Annotated in this window: 16 protein-coding genes, 2 tRNA genes and 1 pseudogene; 9 read left to right on the top strand and 10 right to left on the bottom strand. The window is 66.4% G+C overall.

Features of this window, described 5'->3' with window-relative positions; genetic code table 11:
- Positions 1-125: 125 nt before the first annotated feature.
- Both CYU59_RS14130 and lipE read right to left on the bottom strand, forming a co-directional pair.
- Entirely contained in the window at positions 126-521 is a 396-nt protein-coding gene (locus CYU59_RS14130; protein ID WP_292990548.1) for a hypothetical protein, read from the bottom strand.
- A gap of 23 nt (positions 522-544) precedes the next feature.
- Positions 545-1,786 carry a lipase LipE gene (gene lipE, locus CYU59_RS14135; RefSeq protein WP_292990550.1) on the bottom strand — a complete coding sequence of 414 codons (1,242 nt, stop codon included), beginning with the start codon at positions 1,784-1,786 and terminating at the stop codon, positions 545-547.
- 111 nt (positions 1,787-1,897) lie between these two features.
- Between lipE and CYU59_RS14140 the strand changes: the two genes are divergently transcribed.
- Positions 1,898-3,256: an HNH endonuclease signature motif containing protein gene (locus tag CYU59_RS14140; RefSeq protein WP_292990552.1), complete on the top strand. Its 1,359-nt coding sequence runs from the start codon at positions 1,898-1,900 to the stop codon at positions 3,254-3,256.
- A 19-nt stretch (positions 3,257-3,275) separates the two neighbouring features.
- On the opposite strand, the gene CYU59_RS14145 is transcribed toward CYU59_RS14140, so the two are convergent.
- Both CYU59_RS14145 and CYU59_RS14150 read right to left on the bottom strand, forming a co-directional pair.
- Positions 3,276-3,464: a hypothetical protein gene (locus CYU59_RS14145; RefSeq protein WP_292990554.1), complete on the bottom strand. Its 189-nt coding sequence runs from the start codon at positions 3,462-3,464 to the stop codon at positions 3,276-3,278.
- A gap of 37 nt (positions 3,465-3,501) precedes the next feature.
- The gene (locus CYU59_RS14150; protein ID WP_292990556.1) at positions 3,502-4,326 is read right to left on the bottom strand and encodes a crotonase/enoyl-CoA hydratase family protein; all 825 of its coding nucleotides are present in this window, start codon (positions 4,324-4,326) and stop codon (positions 3,502-3,504) included.
- A gap of 24 nt (positions 4,327-4,350) precedes the next feature.
- Here CYU59_RS14150 and CYU59_RS14155 point away from each other — a divergent pair, with 24 nt between their 5' ends.
- Positions 4,351-4,944 (top strand): TIGR03086 family metal-binding protein, encoded by a 594-nt coding sequence (locus CYU59_RS14155; RefSeq protein ID WP_292990558.1) that lies wholly within the window; start codon positions 4,351-4,353, stop codon positions 4,942-4,944.
- On the opposite strand, the gene CYU59_RS14160 is transcribed toward CYU59_RS14155, so the two are convergent.
- Positions 4,941-5,408: a DUF4334 domain-containing protein gene (locus CYU59_RS14160; protein ID WP_292990560.1), complete on the bottom strand. Its 468-nt coding sequence runs from the start codon at positions 5,406-5,408 to the stop codon at positions 4,941-4,943. The two genes, CYU59_RS14155 and CYU59_RS14160, sit on opposite strands and share 4 nt — an antisense overlap.
- Before the next feature lie 10 nt (positions 5,409-5,418).
- Positions 5,419-6,492, bottom strand: coding sequence for a pyridoxal phosphate-dependent aminotransferase (locus CYU59_RS14165; RefSeq protein ID WP_292990562.1), 1,074 nt, complete (start codon positions 6,490-6,492; stop codon positions 5,419-5,421).
- An 87-nt stretch (positions 6,493-6,579) separates the two neighbouring features.
- Between CYU59_RS14165 and CYU59_RS14170 the strand changes: the two genes are divergently transcribed.
- Positions 6,580-6,668, top strand: a tRNA-Ser gene (locus tag CYU59_RS14170).
- Between the two features lie 23 nt (positions 6,669-6,691).
- Positions 6,692-6,764 (top strand) — tRNA-Arg (locus CYU59_RS14175).
- A gap of 35 nt (positions 6,765-6,799) precedes the next feature.
- On the opposite strand, the gene CYU59_RS14180 is transcribed toward CYU59_RS14175, so the two are convergent.
- Positions 6,800-7,162, bottom strand: coding sequence for a hypothetical protein (locus CYU59_RS14180; RefSeq protein ID WP_292990564.1), 363 nt, complete (start codon positions 7,160-7,162; stop codon positions 6,800-6,802).
- 160 nt (positions 7,163-7,322) lie between these two features.
- Here CYU59_RS14180 and CYU59_RS14185 point away from each other — a divergent pair, with 160 nt between their 5' ends.
- Positions 7,323-8,765: a DUF4185 domain-containing protein gene (locus tag CYU59_RS14185; RefSeq protein WP_292990565.1), complete on the top strand. Its 1,443-nt coding sequence runs from the start codon at positions 7,323-7,325 to the stop codon at positions 8,763-8,765.
- Positions 8,766-8,770: 5 nt separating this feature from the next.
- On the opposite strand, the pseudogene CYU59_RS14190 reads toward CYU59_RS14185, so the two are convergent.
- Positions 8,771-10,952, bottom strand: a pseudogene (locus tag CYU59_RS14190) (SpoIIE family protein phosphatase).
- A 214-nt stretch (positions 10,953-11,166) separates the two neighbouring features.
- Between CYU59_RS14190 and CYU59_RS14195 the strand changes: the two are divergent.
- Positions 11,167-11,520 carry an STAS domain-containing protein gene (locus CYU59_RS14195; RefSeq protein ID WP_292990567.1) on the top strand — a complete coding sequence of 118 codons (354 nt, stop codon included), beginning with the start codon at positions 11,167-11,169 and terminating at the stop codon, positions 11,518-11,520.
- 3 nt (positions 11,521-11,523) lie between these two features.
- On the opposite strand, the gene CYU59_RS14200 is transcribed toward CYU59_RS14195, so the two are convergent.
- Positions 11,524-12,702 (bottom strand): acyl-CoA dehydrogenase, encoded by a 1,179-nt coding sequence (locus CYU59_RS14200; protein ID WP_292990569.1) that lies wholly within the window; start codon positions 12,700-12,702, stop codon positions 11,524-11,526.
- Positions 12,699-13,685: a phosphotransferase family protein gene (locus CYU59_RS14205; protein ID WP_292990616.1), complete on the bottom strand. Its 987-nt coding sequence runs from the start codon at positions 13,683-13,685 to the stop codon at positions 12,699-12,701. Before CYU59_RS14205 ends, CYU59_RS14200 begins: the two co-directional genes overlap by 4 nt.
- A 114-nt stretch (positions 13,686-13,799) precedes the next feature.
- On the opposite strand from CYU59_RS14205, the gene CYU59_RS14210 reads away from it, so the two are divergent.
- The 3 genes from CYU59_RS14210 to CYU59_RS14220 all read left to right on the top strand — a co-directional run bounded on the left by CYU59_RS14210 (position 13,800) and on the right by CYU59_RS14220 (position 15,361).
- Entirely contained in the window at positions 13,800-14,732 is a 933-nt protein-coding gene (locus CYU59_RS14210; RefSeq protein WP_292990571.1) for a class I SAM-dependent methyltransferase, read from the top strand.
- Positions 14,733-14,942: 210 nt separating this feature from the next.
- On the top strand, positions 14,943-15,209 hold the full coding sequence (locus CYU59_RS14215) for a hypothetical protein (RefSeq protein ID WP_292990573.1): 267 nt from the start codon (positions 14,943-14,945) through the stop codon (positions 15,207-15,209).
- Positions 15,206-15,361 carry a DUF6131 family protein gene (locus CYU59_RS14220; protein WP_292990575.1) on the top strand — a complete coding sequence of 52 codons (156 nt, stop codon included), beginning with the start codon at positions 15,206-15,208 and terminating at the stop codon, positions 15,359-15,361. Before CYU59_RS14215 ends, CYU59_RS14220 begins: the two co-directional genes overlap by 4 nt.
- Positions 15,362-15,384: the final 23 nt, after the last annotated feature.

The following is a 15,384-nucleotide window of genomic DNA, read 5'->3' on the forward strand; positions in this document are numbered from 1 at the left end:
GCGCTTTCGACATGAGCCATGACTGTCACCTATGACCCGACTCATCACCGGTCATCGCTGATGTAACCCATGACGCGACTCATCTGTCACCTATGTCATGAACTCACACACCTCCGCCACCGCTGCTAGCCCTGGTGCATGACCGAATAGGCCAGGTGCAGGCCGATTCCGGTGGAGAGGGCGACCAGCAGCAACGACACCGCCGGCCAGATCCACATCGTCCACTTGCCGATAGCTGTGACGATGATCCCCACGGCGCCGACCAGGATCGCGAGCCCGACGCCGCCCCAGGTGATCACGTAGGCGGTGCCCAGCGCGTCGTAGTCACACCGGCGGGACCCGCACGAGTCGGTGGCCATCACGAAGAAAAACGAGAGCGTCACCGCGGTCAACGCTGCTAGAACGGCGAGCACGGACAAGATGACGGTCAGGGTGATGTCGACCACCGTGTGCCGCCGCGGCGGCGCGGGCGGTGGGTAGGCCGGTTGATACCCCGGGTAGTAGGGATATTGCGGTTGCACCGCCTAACTATCGCGCAGGTTCGCTAAACGCGCGGGATCTCTGCGGCGATGCGGTCCATCAGGGCTGTGTAGCGCTTGACCTCCGGATCCCGGCCGGGCTTGCCGCTGCTCACCACACCCGCGGCCAGGCCGCGCTCGGGGTCATTCCAAATCGCGCAGTTGACCAGTCCCAGATGGCCGAACGCATGTGGAGCTCCGCGGCCGAAAGGGCCGAATCTCTTTGTGCCCAGCTGAAATCCGGTGCCCCAGCGGGCCGGCAGCAGTCCCGTCGCGACGTCGGGTCGCAGTCGTCGGCACTGTTTGGCCGCGGCGCGCACTGTCTCCGGGCTCATCACCCGGACACCGTCGAGTTCTCCTCCGCGAAGCCATATCTCGGCAAACCGCGACATCTCGTCGGCGTTCGAGATCGTGTTGGACGACGGGACAACGGTCTTGAGGAACAGCGGCGTGTTGGTGATCGGGATGATCTCGTGCGTCGTGCCGCCGACCGCCTTGCGGAAGGCCGCGGCGATCGGCGCGGGCAGCAGCGGGTTGCCGGTGGGATGGCTGTGCGCGACCAATGGGATGTCTTCTTCTGCCACGCCGAAATTGGTCCAGCGGAACTTCAGTGGATCGAGTATCTCGGTGGCCAGGATGTCGCGGATGTCCTTACCGGTTGCGGCGTAGACGATTTCGCGCATCAGTGGGCCCCATGTCAGCGCGTGATAGATGTGCACCAGACCCGGCCGGTAGATCGGCCGCAGATTGCTGAGCTGCTCTTGGGCGTACTCGTGGTCGTCGGCTCGCTTGAGGTCAGGCCTCGGACCGGTGGGGAAGGGGACACCCGCGCTGTGGGTGATCACGTGCCGGATGGTGGTGCGGTCCTTGCCGTGACTGGTGTAAGTCGGGATGTACTGGCAGACCCGGTCGTCGAGCGAGAAATGACCGCGCTCGACCAGCATGTGCACGACGGTCGCGGTGATGGCCTTGGCGGAGGAGTAGACGCAGAACGGTGTGTCGGTGCGGACGGGGACCTTCTCGGCGTCCGGTGCGTCGGTGGGCGCGTTGCCCCAACCGTGACCGATCGCCCGGTTCAACACGACCCTGCCGTTGTGTCGGAGGCAGACCTGGATGGCCGGGTGCATACCGGCCTGGTACCAGTGCCGAGCGGCGTCCCAGATCCGCTCGACGGCCCGTGGGTCGATGCCGGAGTGGTCCTCGTCGCCGATCGCGGTGACAGATTCTAGGTCGGCTGGGACGTGGATCCTGCCCTGTGAGTCGTCCATGCCCGCGAGGGTACGTGGGTGGTGCGGGCCGCCGTTATCCACAGTTGCACGGTTATCCACAATCGGACTTTGGTGAGCACTGATGTCGGCGCCCATCGCTATTATTCGAACATGCGTTCTAGTAGTCGGGAAGAGGTCGTCGAGGTTCTCGACGCGCTCGACGCCGCCTACAAACGCGCCCTGGACCTCACGTTCGACGCGCTCACCACCCCTGAACGGCTCAGCGTGTTGGAGCGCTTCGAGGGGTTTCGCCGCGCCCAACCCGCGATCGAGCACGCGCTGATCAACGAGCTGGCCGTGGTCGAGCCGGCCGTGCTGGGCGGGAAGTTGGCGCCGGTGCTGGCCAACCGGTTACGGATCAGCCGTACCGACGCCTCCCGACGTATGCATGAAGCTGCGGACCTCGGTGAGCGCCGCGCGCTCAACGGCGAACCACTGGCGCCGGTGCTTGCGGCGACGGCGGCCGCGCAACGCAACGGCGACCTCGGTGCTGGCCACGTCGCGGTGATTCGCAGTTTCTGGCACCGGATCCCCGACTTCGTCGACGTGGACACCCGCGCTACCGCCGAGGCGCAGCTGGCCCGGCTCGCCGGCGAGCACCGCCCCGATGAGCTGGCCAAGCTGGCCGACACCCTGATGGACTGCCTCAACCCCGACGGCGACTTCACCGACACCGACCGCGCCCGGCGTCGCGGCCTGACGATCGGTCAACAAGACATCGACGGGATGTCCCCGATCAGCGGCTGGCTCACCCCCGAAGCCCGCGCCACCCTCGACGCCGTCTTCGCCAAACTCGCCGCCCCCGGGATGTGCAACCCGGCCGACGACACACCCTGCATCAGTGGGACACCATCCCAAGCCGCCATCCAGGGTGACACCCGCACCGCCGGGCAACGCCACCACGACGCGCTCCTCGCCGCCGCCCGCGCACTACTCGCCTCCGGTGAGTTGGGTCAGCACAACGGGCTCCCCACCTCGATCATCGTCACCACCACCCTGCAAGAACTCGAAGCCGGCGCCGGCCGCGGACTCACCAGCGGCGGCACCCTGCTACCCATGACCGACGTGATCCGCCTGGCCTCCCACGCCCACCACTACCTGGCCATCTTCAACCACGGCAAAGCACTCGCGCTGTATCACACCAAACGCCTCGCCTCCCCAGCCCAGCGAATCGTGTTACACGCCAGAGACCGCGGCTGCACCTTCCCCGGCTGCACCGTGCCCGCCAACCAGTGCCAGGTCCACCACAACGACCCCTACAGGCGCAACCCCGAAACCGACGTCAACACCATGAGCCTGACCTGCGGCCCCAACCACGACCTCACCGAGAAGGGCTGGACCACCCGCAACAACGCCCGAGGCCAAACCGAATGGATCCCACCACCGCATCTCGACCACGGCCAACCCCGCACCAACAGCTTTCACCACCCGGAAAAATTGCTACGTGACGACGACAATGAAGCGCCCTGAGTGCGGAGGCGCTCGGTGTCTAGGCCCGATCGCCCTCGGTGTCGTCGAAAAAGCGCCAGTTGCCATCGGATTCGACTTCCATCCGCCAGCCGAGCTCGGAGTTGTCAGCCTTGGAGTCGACGAACCAGGCGTGCGCATCTTCAGCGCTCTCGATGTCCTTGGTGTCGACGACGTCGCCGTGCGGGTTGAGTACTCGATAGGTAGCCATCGTCACCGGTTACCCGCTGGGGAGTTGGCGAACCGCCTCACTCCCCGGTGAAGTTGGGTGGCCTCTTCTCGAAGGTCGCGGTGATGCCTTCAGACAGGTCCTTCGACGGCAGGAACGCCGCATTCCACGCCGCCACATAGCGCAGGCTCGCCGAGACCTGTGAAATCCGTTGCTGGTCAAGGACATCCTTGATGCCGTGGACGGTCAGCGGTGGGTTGGCGGCAATCTCGGCGGCGGTCGCGTGGGCCGCCTGCAAAGTGGCGTCGGGGTCGGCGAATACGTCGTTGACCAGACCGATCTTCTCGGCGCGCGCGGCGTCGATGTCCTTGCCGGTGAGCGCGAGTTCGCGGAGATGGCCGTCGGACAGGATCAGCGGCAGCCGGGCCAGGCTGCCGACGTCGGCGACGATCGCGAGCTTGACCTCGCGGACCGAGAACTTCGCGTCAGCGCTGGCATAGCGGATGTCGACAGCGGATATCAGGTCGACCCCACCACCGATGCACCAGCCGTGGATCGCCGCGACCGTCGGCGTGCGGCAGTCTGCGACGGCGCTGATGCTGCCCTGCATCCGCATCACCTCGCGATGGAACTCGCTGCGCGGGCCAGCCATCGCGCCGTCGGCCAGCACCGGCGCCAGCGTGCCGCCCATCGCTGGCAGATCGAGGCCGTAGCTGAAGTTGCGACCGGACCCGGTCAGCACGATCGCGCGCACGTCCGGGTCGGCGTCGAGTTCGGCGAACAACTCGGGAAGCTCCGCCCAGAACGCCGGGCCCATCGCGTTACCCTTGCCCGGCCCGATCAGCGTCACCTGGGCGACGTGGTCCTTGGTTTCGACGAGCACGGATTCGTATGGCTGGCCCATGGACGAGACCGTACCGTGGATTTCATGCCCTCCGACCTGCGCCCCGGACCCGACTCACCACCCGCTGACGAGCTGCGTGCGGCGGAAGCGGCGCTGGGGGTGTTGCAGCACATCGTCCATCCGATCTCTCGTGACGATCTGTCACGTCCGACGGCAAGCGAGGACTTCGACGTCGCGCAGCTGACCGAACACCTGGTCGAGACGATCGGTTCGATCGGAGCCGCAGTGGACGCCGACCTCCCGGCGCGCGATCCCGACGACACGGTCGAGCGTCAGCTCGTTGCCGTCGGCCGCGCGACCCTGGATGCCTTCCATCTGCGGCACGGACTGGATGGCTCCGTCACCTGGCGCGGCAGCGAGGCGCCCGTGCGGACGCTGGCCGGGGTCCTGGCTTTCGGCATGCTCGTGCACGGGTGGGACTACGCCGCGGCGACAGGGATATCGGCGGACGTTCCCGATTCGCTGGCGAACTACGTGCTGGAGCTCGCCGAGAAGTTCGTCACCCCCGAGCGACGGGCCAGCGGCGAATTCGCTCAGCCCGTCGAGCCGCCGGACAAGGCCAGCGCCTTCGACCGGTTGGCGGCGTTCACCGGCCGCGATCCGGCCCGCGGACGCTAGACGCGCTCGAGGTAGAAGTAGAAATACCTGCCGTTGTCGACGACGCCCTTGCCGTTCATGATGCCCATCACCGTCTGGTCGTCGACCTGCTTGAAGTGATCGTGCACCGGCTGGCCGTCGTAGACCATGGTGGCGGTGACTTCGCCACGGAACTCCTCGAGCCACAGGCTCGCCTCGCCCTTGCCCATCTTGACGTTGGAGAAGCGGTTGCCGTCGTCGTCGAGGCAGACCAACGGCTGCACGTCGGCGGGGGAGTTGAACGTCTTGCCGAACCAGCGGGACTTCTCGAGCTGACCGTTCATCCGGTGGCCGGTGACGAACTCGCCGCCCTTCCACTCGCCGATCATCCCGTCGACGGTGGCCGGCGGAAGGCCGGCCCAATAATCGTCCAGCTCGGCATCGGCAATGGAGTCGGTGCGACTCTTGAATTCGTCGAACTTCTTGCGCGCCAACGTCTCACTCATGCCCGTCCCCTCAGATCCAGTCCTGCGCGAATTTCAACAGAGCGTCGTTCTCCTCCGGCGCGCCGATCGTCACCCGGACCCCGTCGGTGCCGTACGGCCGGACCACGATCTGCGCGGCCGCGGCCCGCTCCACGAAGTCCGCGGTGCGCGACCCCAGCGGCAGCCACACGAAGTTCGTCTGCGACGACGGCAGGGTGAACCCCGCCGCGCGTAGAGCGTCGCTGACCCGGCCGCGCTCGGCCACCACCGCGTCGGTGCGGGCCAGCAACTCGTCGGCTGCGTCCAGCGAGGCAATGGCCGCCACCTGCGAGATGCTGGTCGCGGTGAACGGCACATAGGCCTTGTCCAGCGCGGTGATCAGGTCGGGATGACCGGCCGCATAGCCCACCCGCAGTCCGGCCAGACCGTACGCCTTCGAAAACGTGCGGAGCACAACGACATTGCTGTGTTCACGAACCAGCGCGAGGCTGTCCGGCAGTAACCCGTCGCGGATGTACTCGACGTAGGCCTCGTCGATCGCGATGGGGATGTGCGAGGGCACCGCCTCGACGAATCGGGTCAGCGCATCGGGATCCACCACCGTCGAGGTGGGGTTGTTGGGATTGCACACGAAGATCAGCCGGGTCCGGTCGGTGACCGCGGCCAGCATGGCGTCCAGGTCGAAGGTGTGGTCGGTCAACGGCACCTGCACGGCGGTGGCCCCGGCAAGGCGGACCTGCAGCGGGTAGATCTCGAAGCTGCGCCAGCCGAACAGCACCTCGTCGCCCGCCGTCGCGGTGATCTGGATGAGCTGCTGACACAGGCTCACCGATCCGCTGCCGACGGCGATGTGCTCGGGGCCCCAGCCGCCGGCGCTGCCGACCCGACCGGAGTTCAGATGCTTGGCCAACGCCGACTTGAGCTCGACGCAGCCGTTGTCCGGGTACCGGTTGATCGCATCGGCCGAGTGCTCGATGGCGGCGCGGACGGCGGGTAGCGGGCCGAAGACCGTCTCGTTGCTGGCCAGCTTGATCGCGCCAGGAACGGTCTTACCGGGAACGTAGGCAGGCAGCTCGGCCATTTCGGGACGAAGGCGAGCAGTCATTTCGACAGCATATGTCGGGCCTGTGTACGCTGTGCTCCGCGGCGGTTCCGAGAGTGCGTTTCGATTCCGGTACCCTCAGACGGCCAAGGAGGCGTGCCAGAGCGGCCGAATGGGACTCACTGCTAATGAGTTGTCCCCCTTACCGGGGACCGGAGGTTCAAATCCTCTCGCCTCCGCTGGACAAGACAACTGAACACAGGCGCCCGTAGCTCAACGGATAGAGCATCTGACTACGGATCAGAAGGTTAGGGGTTCGAATCCCTTCGGGCGCACTCAGCGGCATCGACGCTTCCGTGGCGTCAGCCCCTCAGTGCGCGATCAGATTCGCGGCGAGGTCCGCCTCGTCGGCGCGCAGACTGCCCACCGCCGCCGACCGCAACTCCCAGTGCGCGAGCCCGCCGTCGGGAACCCTCAACCGTCCGGTCGCCAGCGCTTCGCCGATCAGAGCGCGTACCCGCTGCTCGTTCGCCGGTTCGGTCGCGAAAACCACTCGTAGCGCTATGGTTTCGCCGTCGGCGACATTGCTGACGTAGTGCGGCGCGAGCGGGCACGGTGGCGGGTGGTCCCAGCCGCCGCACAATGCTTTGGCGATCGCGCCGCCGAGGGCATCGGGGCTGTCCCCGTCATGCATCAAGACCACTGCGTCGTGGGCAAAGGCTTTGCGCGCCATGCGAACTACCTTATTGCGACACGGTCACGGATGCGTACCCATTGAAACATCAGAGGTTTCAACTGCAACATTCGAAACTATCGTCACATGAGCAACTGCGAACGTCAACGGGATCCTGCGTGATTCAGCGGCGACGGCTCGACCCCTGGAGAGGTGGGACATGTCGGCGATTCGTCGAGTCGTTTCGGTATCGGTCGCCTCGGTGACCGTGATCGGGCTCATGGTGCCGGTCGGCAACGCGCCGGTGGCACGCGCGGTGCCCTGCAGCAGCCCCGAGGCCAACGTCCCGCCGCCCGCCGGAATGCCGACCATGCCGTCACCCGGCCCGGTCGCACCGCCGACCGGACGCAAGCCGCGCGGCGCCAACGACAACGCACCGCTACCCAAACTGGGCCCGCTGATCTCGGGCCTGCTCAAGGCCATTCCGCAGCGGCCGGCACAACTACAGGCCGCGGTGACGCCCGTTCCGCCGGTACCCGGCGCCGCCACCCCGCAGTCGCCGAACGTGAATCAGGCTGTGCCGGAGGCGGTTCCGGTGCAACCGGCCCCGCCCGCCAGTATCGCCGGCGCGCCTACGTCGCTCGTCGACTTCGTCACCGGGCCGAACAGTCCGAACCGGACCTTGGAGCGCTTCGGCATATCCGGGACCGACCTCGGAATCCCCTGGGACAACGGTGATCCGGCCAATCGCCAGGTACTGATGGCGTTCGGCGACACCTTCGGCTACTGCGCGGTGCACGGCCAGCAGTGGCGGTACAACGTGTTGTTCCGCAGCCAGGACCACGACCTATCGCACGGAATTCACGTCGCCGATGGCGTGCCGAACAACCCCTACTCCGGTTCGCCGGTGTGGGCGCCGGGCCTGTCCAAGCAGGTGCTCAACAGCATTCACAAAGCCAGCCACGAAACCGGGATGATCCCGACCTCGGCGATCTCGCTCGGCCGCACCCAGTACATGAGCTTCATGTCGATCAAGAACTGGGGCCGCGACGGCGAATGGTCGACCAACTACTCCGGGATCGCGCGGTCGCTGGACAACGGTCAGAGTTGGGGCATCTACCCGGGCAGTATCCGGCTGGCCGCCGCGGACACCGTCCCGGGGGCGCGCTTCTTCCCCGGCAACGAGAACTTCCAGATGGCCGCCTTCATGCGGGGCAAGGACGGCTACCTGTACTCGTTCGGAACTCCGTCCGGCCGCAGCGGCGCCGCGTTCCTGTCCCGAGTGCAGCCCAACGCGTTGCCCGACCTCGGCAAGTACCAGTACTGGAACGGTGAAGGACGAGGCTGGGTGCCGGTCGACGCGTCGGCGGCGACGCCGATCTTCCCCGGTCCGGTCGGCGAGATGTCAGCGCAGTACAACGATTACCTGAAGCAGTACCTGGTGCTCTACACCAATGGCGGCAACAACGACGTCATCGCGCGAACGGCGCCCTCGCCCGAGGGGCCGTGGAGCCCGGAGCAGCCGCTGGTCTCGTCCTTCCAGATGCCCGGCGGAATCTACGCGCCGATGATCCATCCGTGGTCGAGCGGCAAAGACCTGTACTTCAATCTCTCGCTGTGGTCCGGGTACGACGTGATGCTGATGCACACCGTGCTGCCGTAACCCGGCTACGGCGACAGGCCGAAGCTCATCGTGACCGTGGTTCCCTTTGGGGTGCAGTCCAATTCGAGCCAATCGCTGACAGCGCGAATCAGCACCAGGCCGCGCCCGCGCACACCCGGGTCGGTGGCCGCGGGCTTCCATTTGCCCTTGTCGGCGATCTTGAGATCGACTCGGGCGCCGTCGTTTTCACCGTGGATGCGGATCTTGCCGGGTTTGCGGCCCTGGTAACCGTGTTCGATGCTGTTGGCGACGGCTTCGTTGACCGCCAGCACAATGTCGGCGATCTTCTCCTCGGAGAGCCCGGTGCCGCCGAGCCACTTCGCGAGTTCATGCCGGATGTCGCCGAGCTGGTTGGCGTTGACCACCCGGTGGATCGCCAGCGGCGGGTGGGGCCGCCGGTAGACCACGATCGCGATGTCGTCGTCGTATCCGCTCGGCGGCGCCAGTGCACTCAGCGCCGCATCCGCCACCTCGTCGACGGTCAGGCTCGGTCCGCCGGCCACGGTTCGGCCGAGGTGGTCGATTCCGTCGTCCAGCGGCACGTCGCGTCGCTCGACCAGGCCGTCGGTGTAGAGCATCAGCGTCGAGCCCGGCGGCAGGGTCACCGAAGCCTGTGGACGAGAAGCTTTGCGCTGCACCGCCAACGGCACCGAACGCGCATCCGAGATCAGGGTGTGCGCTTCGCCGGGGGTGGCCAGCACCGCGGGTAGGTGGCCGGCGCAGCTGTAGGAGAATTCGCCGGACTCGGTGTCGAGAACCGCGAGAAACACGGTGGTGCAGAACGCATCCGGGATCAGCTCGGCAACCGCGTCGAGCTCCTCGAGCAGTCGGGCGGGCTCGGCGCCGGTGAGCAGCAACGCGCGCGCGGAACTGCGAAGTTGGCCCATCACCGCGGCGGCGGACAGGCCACGCCCGACGCAGTCGCCGACGATGATGCCGATCCGGTGGTCGCCGACGCGCAGCACGTCGTACCAGTCCCCGCCGATCTCCAGCGGTGTCACCGCGGGTTCGTAGCGAACCGCGAAGCCGGGCGGAAGGGTGGTGGGCGCCAGCATGGCGTGTTGCAGGGTCAGCGATGTCTCGCGAGACGGCCTCGAATTGCCGCACGTGCTGGATCGCCAGTCCGAGGTGGCCGACCAGCACGGTGACCAGCAACCGGTCCTCGCCGCTGATCCGTCGGGGTACCCGCAGCTCCAGCCAGAGTGCGACACCGCCGCCGCCGGTGAGGACAGCCACGATACCGCTGGATTGGCCTGGGGCATCAGGACTTTCGATGGGCTGAACGGTGAGCGGCAACTGCCGGCGGGCCTGCTCGAAGATCTCCCTGAGCGTCGGATCGAGATGGCGCCAGTCTGACGGCAGCCGTTCACCGGCAACCTGGATCGTGGGTTCGGCACCGCCGGTCGGCCATACCGCTGCCACCACCCGGTGTACGTCGAGTGCCAGCCGGCATTCGTCGAGGGTGATCTTCAGGACCTCGGACATGCTCTTGGCCACGCTGACCGCTGTGGCCAGCCGCAGCACCGCGCTTTCCCGCGCGGCGAAGGCGCGTTCGGCGGTGATGTCGCGCAGCGTGCCCACGTAGACGTCGTCGTCGCCGTCGACGTTGACCCGGTTGACGTTGGCCGCGACCCACACCAGCCGGCCGTCGCGATGCCGGATCGGCGTCTCGTACTGGACCTGGGCCTCTGCCCGCAGCCGCGATTGCTGGAGCCGCGCGGCCTTTTCGTCGACCAGCCACGGATGCGGCCACCGGTAGGGCAGGCCCTGCGCCGGGTAGCCGGTGAGCTTGGCGAATGCGTCGTTGAGCTCGATGACGGCGCCACCGCGATCGGAGACGAAGAACCCCTCCTGCAGCGAGTTCACCACGGCGTCGCGGAACTGGTCGCGGTCCTCCAGATCGTCGGCGCGAGCGCGCTGCTCCTCGGATCGACGTGTCGCGGCGTCCAGCGGAGCAAGGGTGTGCAGCAGAAACGCCAACGCCTCCGCGCTGTCGAAGCCCGGAATCTCTTGTACCAGTTCGTCGACCAGCCCGGCGTGCTGCTCGACGATCTTGAGCATGCTGACGTCGTTGTGCAGCGCCTGGCGCCCGAGCTCGTTTCCGACACCCAGGTCGTCCGCACCGCTGGCCTGCAGGTGAGCGCGCAGCGCGGCCTCGTACTGGTGGTGGAAATCGTCGGGCGTCATGCAGTGACTACCAGCGCGGTCATCACCAGAACCGGCGCGGTGGCGTCGACATTGAACCTCCCGGTTCTCCGCGGCAGACATAAGGCTCGGGCTCAGAGTAACCGAGCCGCGTGGCGTAAGACCTTGCAGTACTATTTCTGCGAATTTCCCTAGCGGCTTCGGGTCGGCACCGGATCCGTCCACGAGCGACGAGACCTCAGATGAAGGATGGCCGTTGTCAGCTGCGGATCCCATCACCACCTCCGTCGCACTGCGGGATGACGCCGCGGTGGTGAGCGTTGGCGGCGAGATCGACTTGAGCACCGCGCTCGCGTTCGAGGAGGCGATCGCGGAGGCGCTCGCGCAGGACCCCGCGGTGCTCGCGATCGAGCTGTCCGACGTGACCTTCATGGCGTCGGTGGGGCTCAGGATTCTGGCGGCCACCAACGAGAAGGTCGGCAAGACGACCCGAATCGCCGTGGTGGCCAACAATTCGGCAGCCGCCCGGCCCATTCAGCTGACCGGCCTGGACAGCGTCGTGGCGCTGTTCCCCACCCTCGATGCGGCGCTGAACGCTCCCGCCGACTGACGGCTAGGGGCGCAAGACCTGTCGGGCGATCGCGTACTTGTGCACTTCGGTCGGGCCGTCGTACAGCCGGAATGCCCGCATGTCGGAGAAGATCATGCCGACCGGTGTCTCGTCGGAAATGCCTATGCCACCAAGGATTTGGACGCAACGGTCGGCGACTTTGAACAGCTCCTCGGATACATAAGCCTTGACCATCGAGCTTTCGTGCCGCCCGGTGCCCCGGTCGCCCATGTCCAGCGTCCAGCAGGCCCACCAGATCGCGAGTCGGCATTGCTGCAAAGCGATTTCGTTGTCGGCGATCATGAAGCTGACACCTTGGTGCTCACCGAGGGTCTTGCCGAACGCCGTGCGTTCGCGGGCGTGCCGGATCGCGATCGCCTGCGCGCGGGAGGCGGCGCCGAGCCAGCGCATGCAATGCGTCAAACGTGCCGGGGCCAGCCGTAGTTGCGCGTAACGCAGGGCCTGGCCGACCTCGCCCAGCACCGCGGAGGCCGGCAACCGCAGATCGGTGAAGCGCACGACGCCGTGGCCCTCGACGTAGTTGCGGTCCATCGTGTTCATCACCCGCTCGATGGTGATGCCGGCGGTCCCGCCCTCGCACAGGAACAGCGTCGGCCCGTCAGGGCCGTGCGGGTTCGGCGCGACGCGGGCCATGACGATCCAGGTCCGCGCGCCGTTCGCACCGGTGATCAGCCACTTGTGGCCGTTGATGAGGTAGTCGCTGCCGTCGAACTCGGCGGTGGTGTTCAGTTGGTTGGGATCGGATCCCGCGCCGCCGGGCTCGGTCATCGCGAACACCGAGCGCTGGTGTCCGTCGATCACCGGCACCAGGTACTGCTCGACCTGTTCGGCGTTCGCGACCTTGCCGAGCAGGAACATGTTGCCCTCGTCGGGCGCCGCGCAGTTCAGCGCGATCGGACCCAACGTCGACCAGCCGGCGGCCTCGAACAACACCGCCTGCTCGCGGTGCGAGGGCTCGCGCCCGCCGAATCGCTTGGGCGCCTGGAACGTCAGCAACCCGGCTTCGCGGGCCAGTTCCACCAACTCGGCGCGAAGTCCGTCGTCGGGACCGTGCCGGGTGAGCCGCGAATCCGTCTCGTACGGGACGATCTTGTCGTTGACGAACGCGCGAATCTGGTCGCGCAGCGCGGCGGTGTCCGCCGGTATGTCGAAGTCGATCATCGGGTTTCCATCAAGGTGAGGGCCTGCTCGAACAGTTGGACGGTGGCGCTGTGTAGCAGGTCGCCGACTTCCTTGGGGGCTTTGCCGGCGTAGGCCCGAGCGTGCGTGCCCTCCAACACGATGCCGAGCTTGAAGCAGGCCAGCACGGTGTACCAGGTGATGTTCGACAGGTCGCGGGTGGTGTTGCGGGCGTACTGCTCGACGAGGTCGCCGGGGGCGGCCAGGCCGCCCTTCTCGAACAGCGTGCCGCCGAACGCCGCGGAACCTCCCCAGGTGGCCAGCAGCCAGCCGAGGTCGAGCAGCGGGTCGCCGATGGTGGACATCTCCCAGTCGACGATCGCGACCACCTCGGGGCCGGTGGGGGAGAACATCACGTTGGCCGCGTGATAGTCGCCGTGCAGGATGCCGGGTGTACATTGCGCCGGCCTGCCCTTGTCCAGCCACGCCGCGACGTCGTCGATACCCGGGATCTCCGGGCCGGGGTAGTTGTCGAAGTCTTTGTACGACTCCAGCTCTGAAAGCCACCGTGGCACTTGACGTTCCAGGAAGCCGTCCGGCTTGCCATAGTCGCTCAGGCCCACGGCCCGGTAGTCGATGGCACCGAGCTTCGCCAGCGACTCGGCCATCGACAGCCCCATCGCGAAGCGAACGTCTGCGTCACCGGCGTGCAACTCCGGCAATCCTTGGCCGGCGTTGAACCCGTCGATCGGCTCCATCAGGTAGAAGGCCGCATCACCGAGAACGTCGGTGTCGGCGCAGCTGGCGATCAGATGGGGGTGCGGTACGTCGCTGCCGGCCAGCGCCGCCAAGACCTCGGTCTCCCGCATGATCACGGTGTTGCTGCGCGGCCGCAGATGCTTGGGCCCTCGTCGCAACACATATGGCCGCCCCGCCCGGGTGAAGCGCAGCATGATGTTCTGCGTTCCGCCGGTGATCTTCGAGACGTCTTCCAGCGGGCCGTCTCCCAGCCCTTGGGCCGACATCCACTCTGCGAGGCCGTCCGGGGCTTTGAGCTCCTCCACGCCTGCAAGCTACCGCAGCGACCTCACAGCCGGTCCGCGTAGTGTCCGATGCTGGCTACTAGCGGGAGGATCACGATGGCGCGGACCGACAACGATTCCTGGGAGATCACCGAGAGTGTGGGTTCGACCGCGCTCGGCGTGTGCGCCGCCCGCGCCGCGGAGACCGAGAGCGACAACCCGCTCATCCGGGATCCGTTCGCTCGGGTCTTTCTGGACGCTGCCGGTCCGGGCATGTGGAGTCTGACGACGGATCCCGCACTGTCCGCCGCCCTCGCCGACCGGATCCCCGATGTCGGGCTGCACCAGCAGGTCATGGTCGACTTCATGGCGGTCCGCACTAAGTGGTTCGACGAGCTGTTCCTCGCCGCGGTGTCCTCCGGTATCCGGCAGGTGGTGATCCTGGCGTCCGGTCTGGACTCCCGGTCCTGGCGGCTGCCGTGGCCGGACCACACCACGGTCTACGAGCTGGATCAGGTGAAGGTGCTGGATTTCAAGTCGACCGCGCTACGACGTCACGGCGCCGAGCCCACCGCGGAGCTGGTGAGTGTGGCCGTCGATCTGCGTGATGACTGGCCGAAAGCGTTGCAGGCGGCGGGTTTTGATGCGTCGGCGCCGACGATGTGGTCGGCCGAGGGTTTGCTGCGCTACCTGCCTGCGACGGCACAGGATGCGCTGTTCGAGCGGATCGACTCGCTCAGTGCTCCCGGCAGTCACCTGGCCACCAACGGGCCCTCGAAAAACGCAGTGAATCCGGATCTGCTCGCCGTCCAGCGCGAGCGGTCGACACGCTTCCGCGCGGCGGCCTCCGAAGTGCTCGGCTCCGAGATTCCCGACGTCGAAGAGCTCTGGTACCCCGAGGAGCGCACCGAGATCGCCGACTGGTTGGGCCGGCACGGCTGGAATGCCTCCGCGATCGGGATGGCGGACCTGCTGGCGCGGCACGGCCGCCGGGTTCCCTCCGAGGACGTTCTGCCGCCGGTGGTGTTCACCGCGGCGCAGCGCCGATGATTTGCTGACGCGTCCCAGCGTTCCGAGTCTGCTCTACCTGACTTTTGGTACCTGAGTACTGATCTGACCTCCTTCTTCAGGCAAATCCGCAGCGTGCGGCCTTGGTCGCCGGAACGCTCATCTGTCGGTATTTCAGATAATGTGTCCAAATGTTTGGACATCTGGGGCCGTGGGTACCTTAGCTTCGCTCTACGGTTATGCCCGACATCGATGGAGGTCAGGATGCGTGGTGGAGGTTTGATCAGTTCGATCGTGGTCGTCTGGCTGGTAATCGGCGTGATCGCCGCATTCCAGCGGGATTATTTGAAAAACACCGATCAGAATTGCGCCACACTAAGCACTATTGCAGTCACAGTTCTCGTGGGCCCCCTGAATTACGCGGGAGTCAACCCGAAAGTGGCCGATTGCCACTTACCGCAACCCAGTTCGATGCCCACTCAGGGCATTGATCAATTGATCGGAGTGGAGGCGTCATGATTGGTCTGGGCGTCATTTTGCTGATTGTGGGCTACGTGCTGAAAGTGGCTGTGCTGCAAACGATCGGCGTTGTTCTGCTGGTCATTGGTGCCGTGCTGTGGGTACTCGGTTCGGTCGGCCGCCCGGTTGGCGGTCGGCGTTACTGGTATTGACGCCGGCGGCTCGAAAAACAACT

The sequence above is a fragment of the Mycobacterium sp. genome (assembly GCF_002863225.1).
Classification (GTDB): Bacteria; Actinomycetota; Actinomycetes; order Mycobacteriales; family Mycobacteriaceae; genus Mycobacterium.

Bases quoted from the DNA above. Each gene is read 5' to 3' on its own strand.
- lipE (WP_292990550.1), bottom strand. From the start codon at position 1,786: ATGGACGACTCACAGGGCAGGATCCACGTCCCAGCCGACCTAGAATCT.
- CYU59_RS14140 (WP_292990552.1), top strand. From the start codon at position 1,898: ATGCGTTCTAGTAGTCGGGAAGAGGTCGTCGAGGTTCTCGACGCGCTC.
- CYU59_RS14145 (WP_292990554.1), bottom strand. From the start codon at position 3,464: ATGGCTACCTATCGAGTACTCAACCCGCACGGCGACGTCGTCGACACC.
- CYU59_RS14150 (WP_292990556.1), bottom strand. From the start codon at position 4,326: ATGGGCCAGCCATACGAATCCGTGCTCGTCGAAACCAAGGACCACGTC.
- CYU59_RS14155 (WP_292990558.1), top strand. From the start codon at position 4,351: ATGCCCTCCGACCTGCGCCCCGGACCCGACTCACCACCCGCTGACGAG.
- CYU59_RS14160 (WP_292990560.1), bottom strand. From the start codon at position 5,408: ATGAGTGAGACGTTGGCGCGCAAGAAGTTCGACGAATTCAAGAGTCGC.
- CYU59_RS14165 (WP_292990562.1), bottom strand. From the start codon at position 6,492: ATGACTGCTCGCCTTCGTCCCGAAATGGCCGAGCTGCCTGCCTACGTT.
- CYU59_RS14180 (WP_292990564.1), bottom strand. From the start codon at position 7,162: ATGGCGCGCAAAGCCTTTGCCCACGACGCAGTGGTCTTGATGCATGAC.
- CYU59_RS14185 (WP_292990565.1), top strand. From the start codon at position 7,323: ATGTCGGCGATTCGTCGAGTCGTTTCGGTATCGGTCGCCTCGGTGACC.
- CYU59_RS14200 (WP_292990569.1), bottom strand. From the start codon at position 12,702: ATGATCGACTTCGACATACCGGCGGACACCGCCGCGCTGCGCGACCAG.
- CYU59_RS14205 (WP_292990616.1), bottom strand. From the start codon at position 13,685: ATGTCGGCCCAAGGGCTGGGAGACGGCCCGCTGGAAGACGTCTCGAAG.
- CYU59_RS14210 (WP_292990571.1), top strand. From the start codon at position 13,800: ATGGCGCGGACCGACAACGATTCCTGGGAGATCACCGAGAGTGTGGGT.
- CYU59_RS14215 (WP_292990573.1), top strand. From the start codon at position 14,943: ATGGAGGTCAGGATGCGTGGTGGAGGTTTGATCAGTTCGATCGTGGTC.
- CYU59_RS14220 (WP_292990575.1), top strand. From the start codon at position 15,206: ATGATTGGTCTGGGCGTCATTTTGCTGATTGTGGGCTACGTGCTGAAA.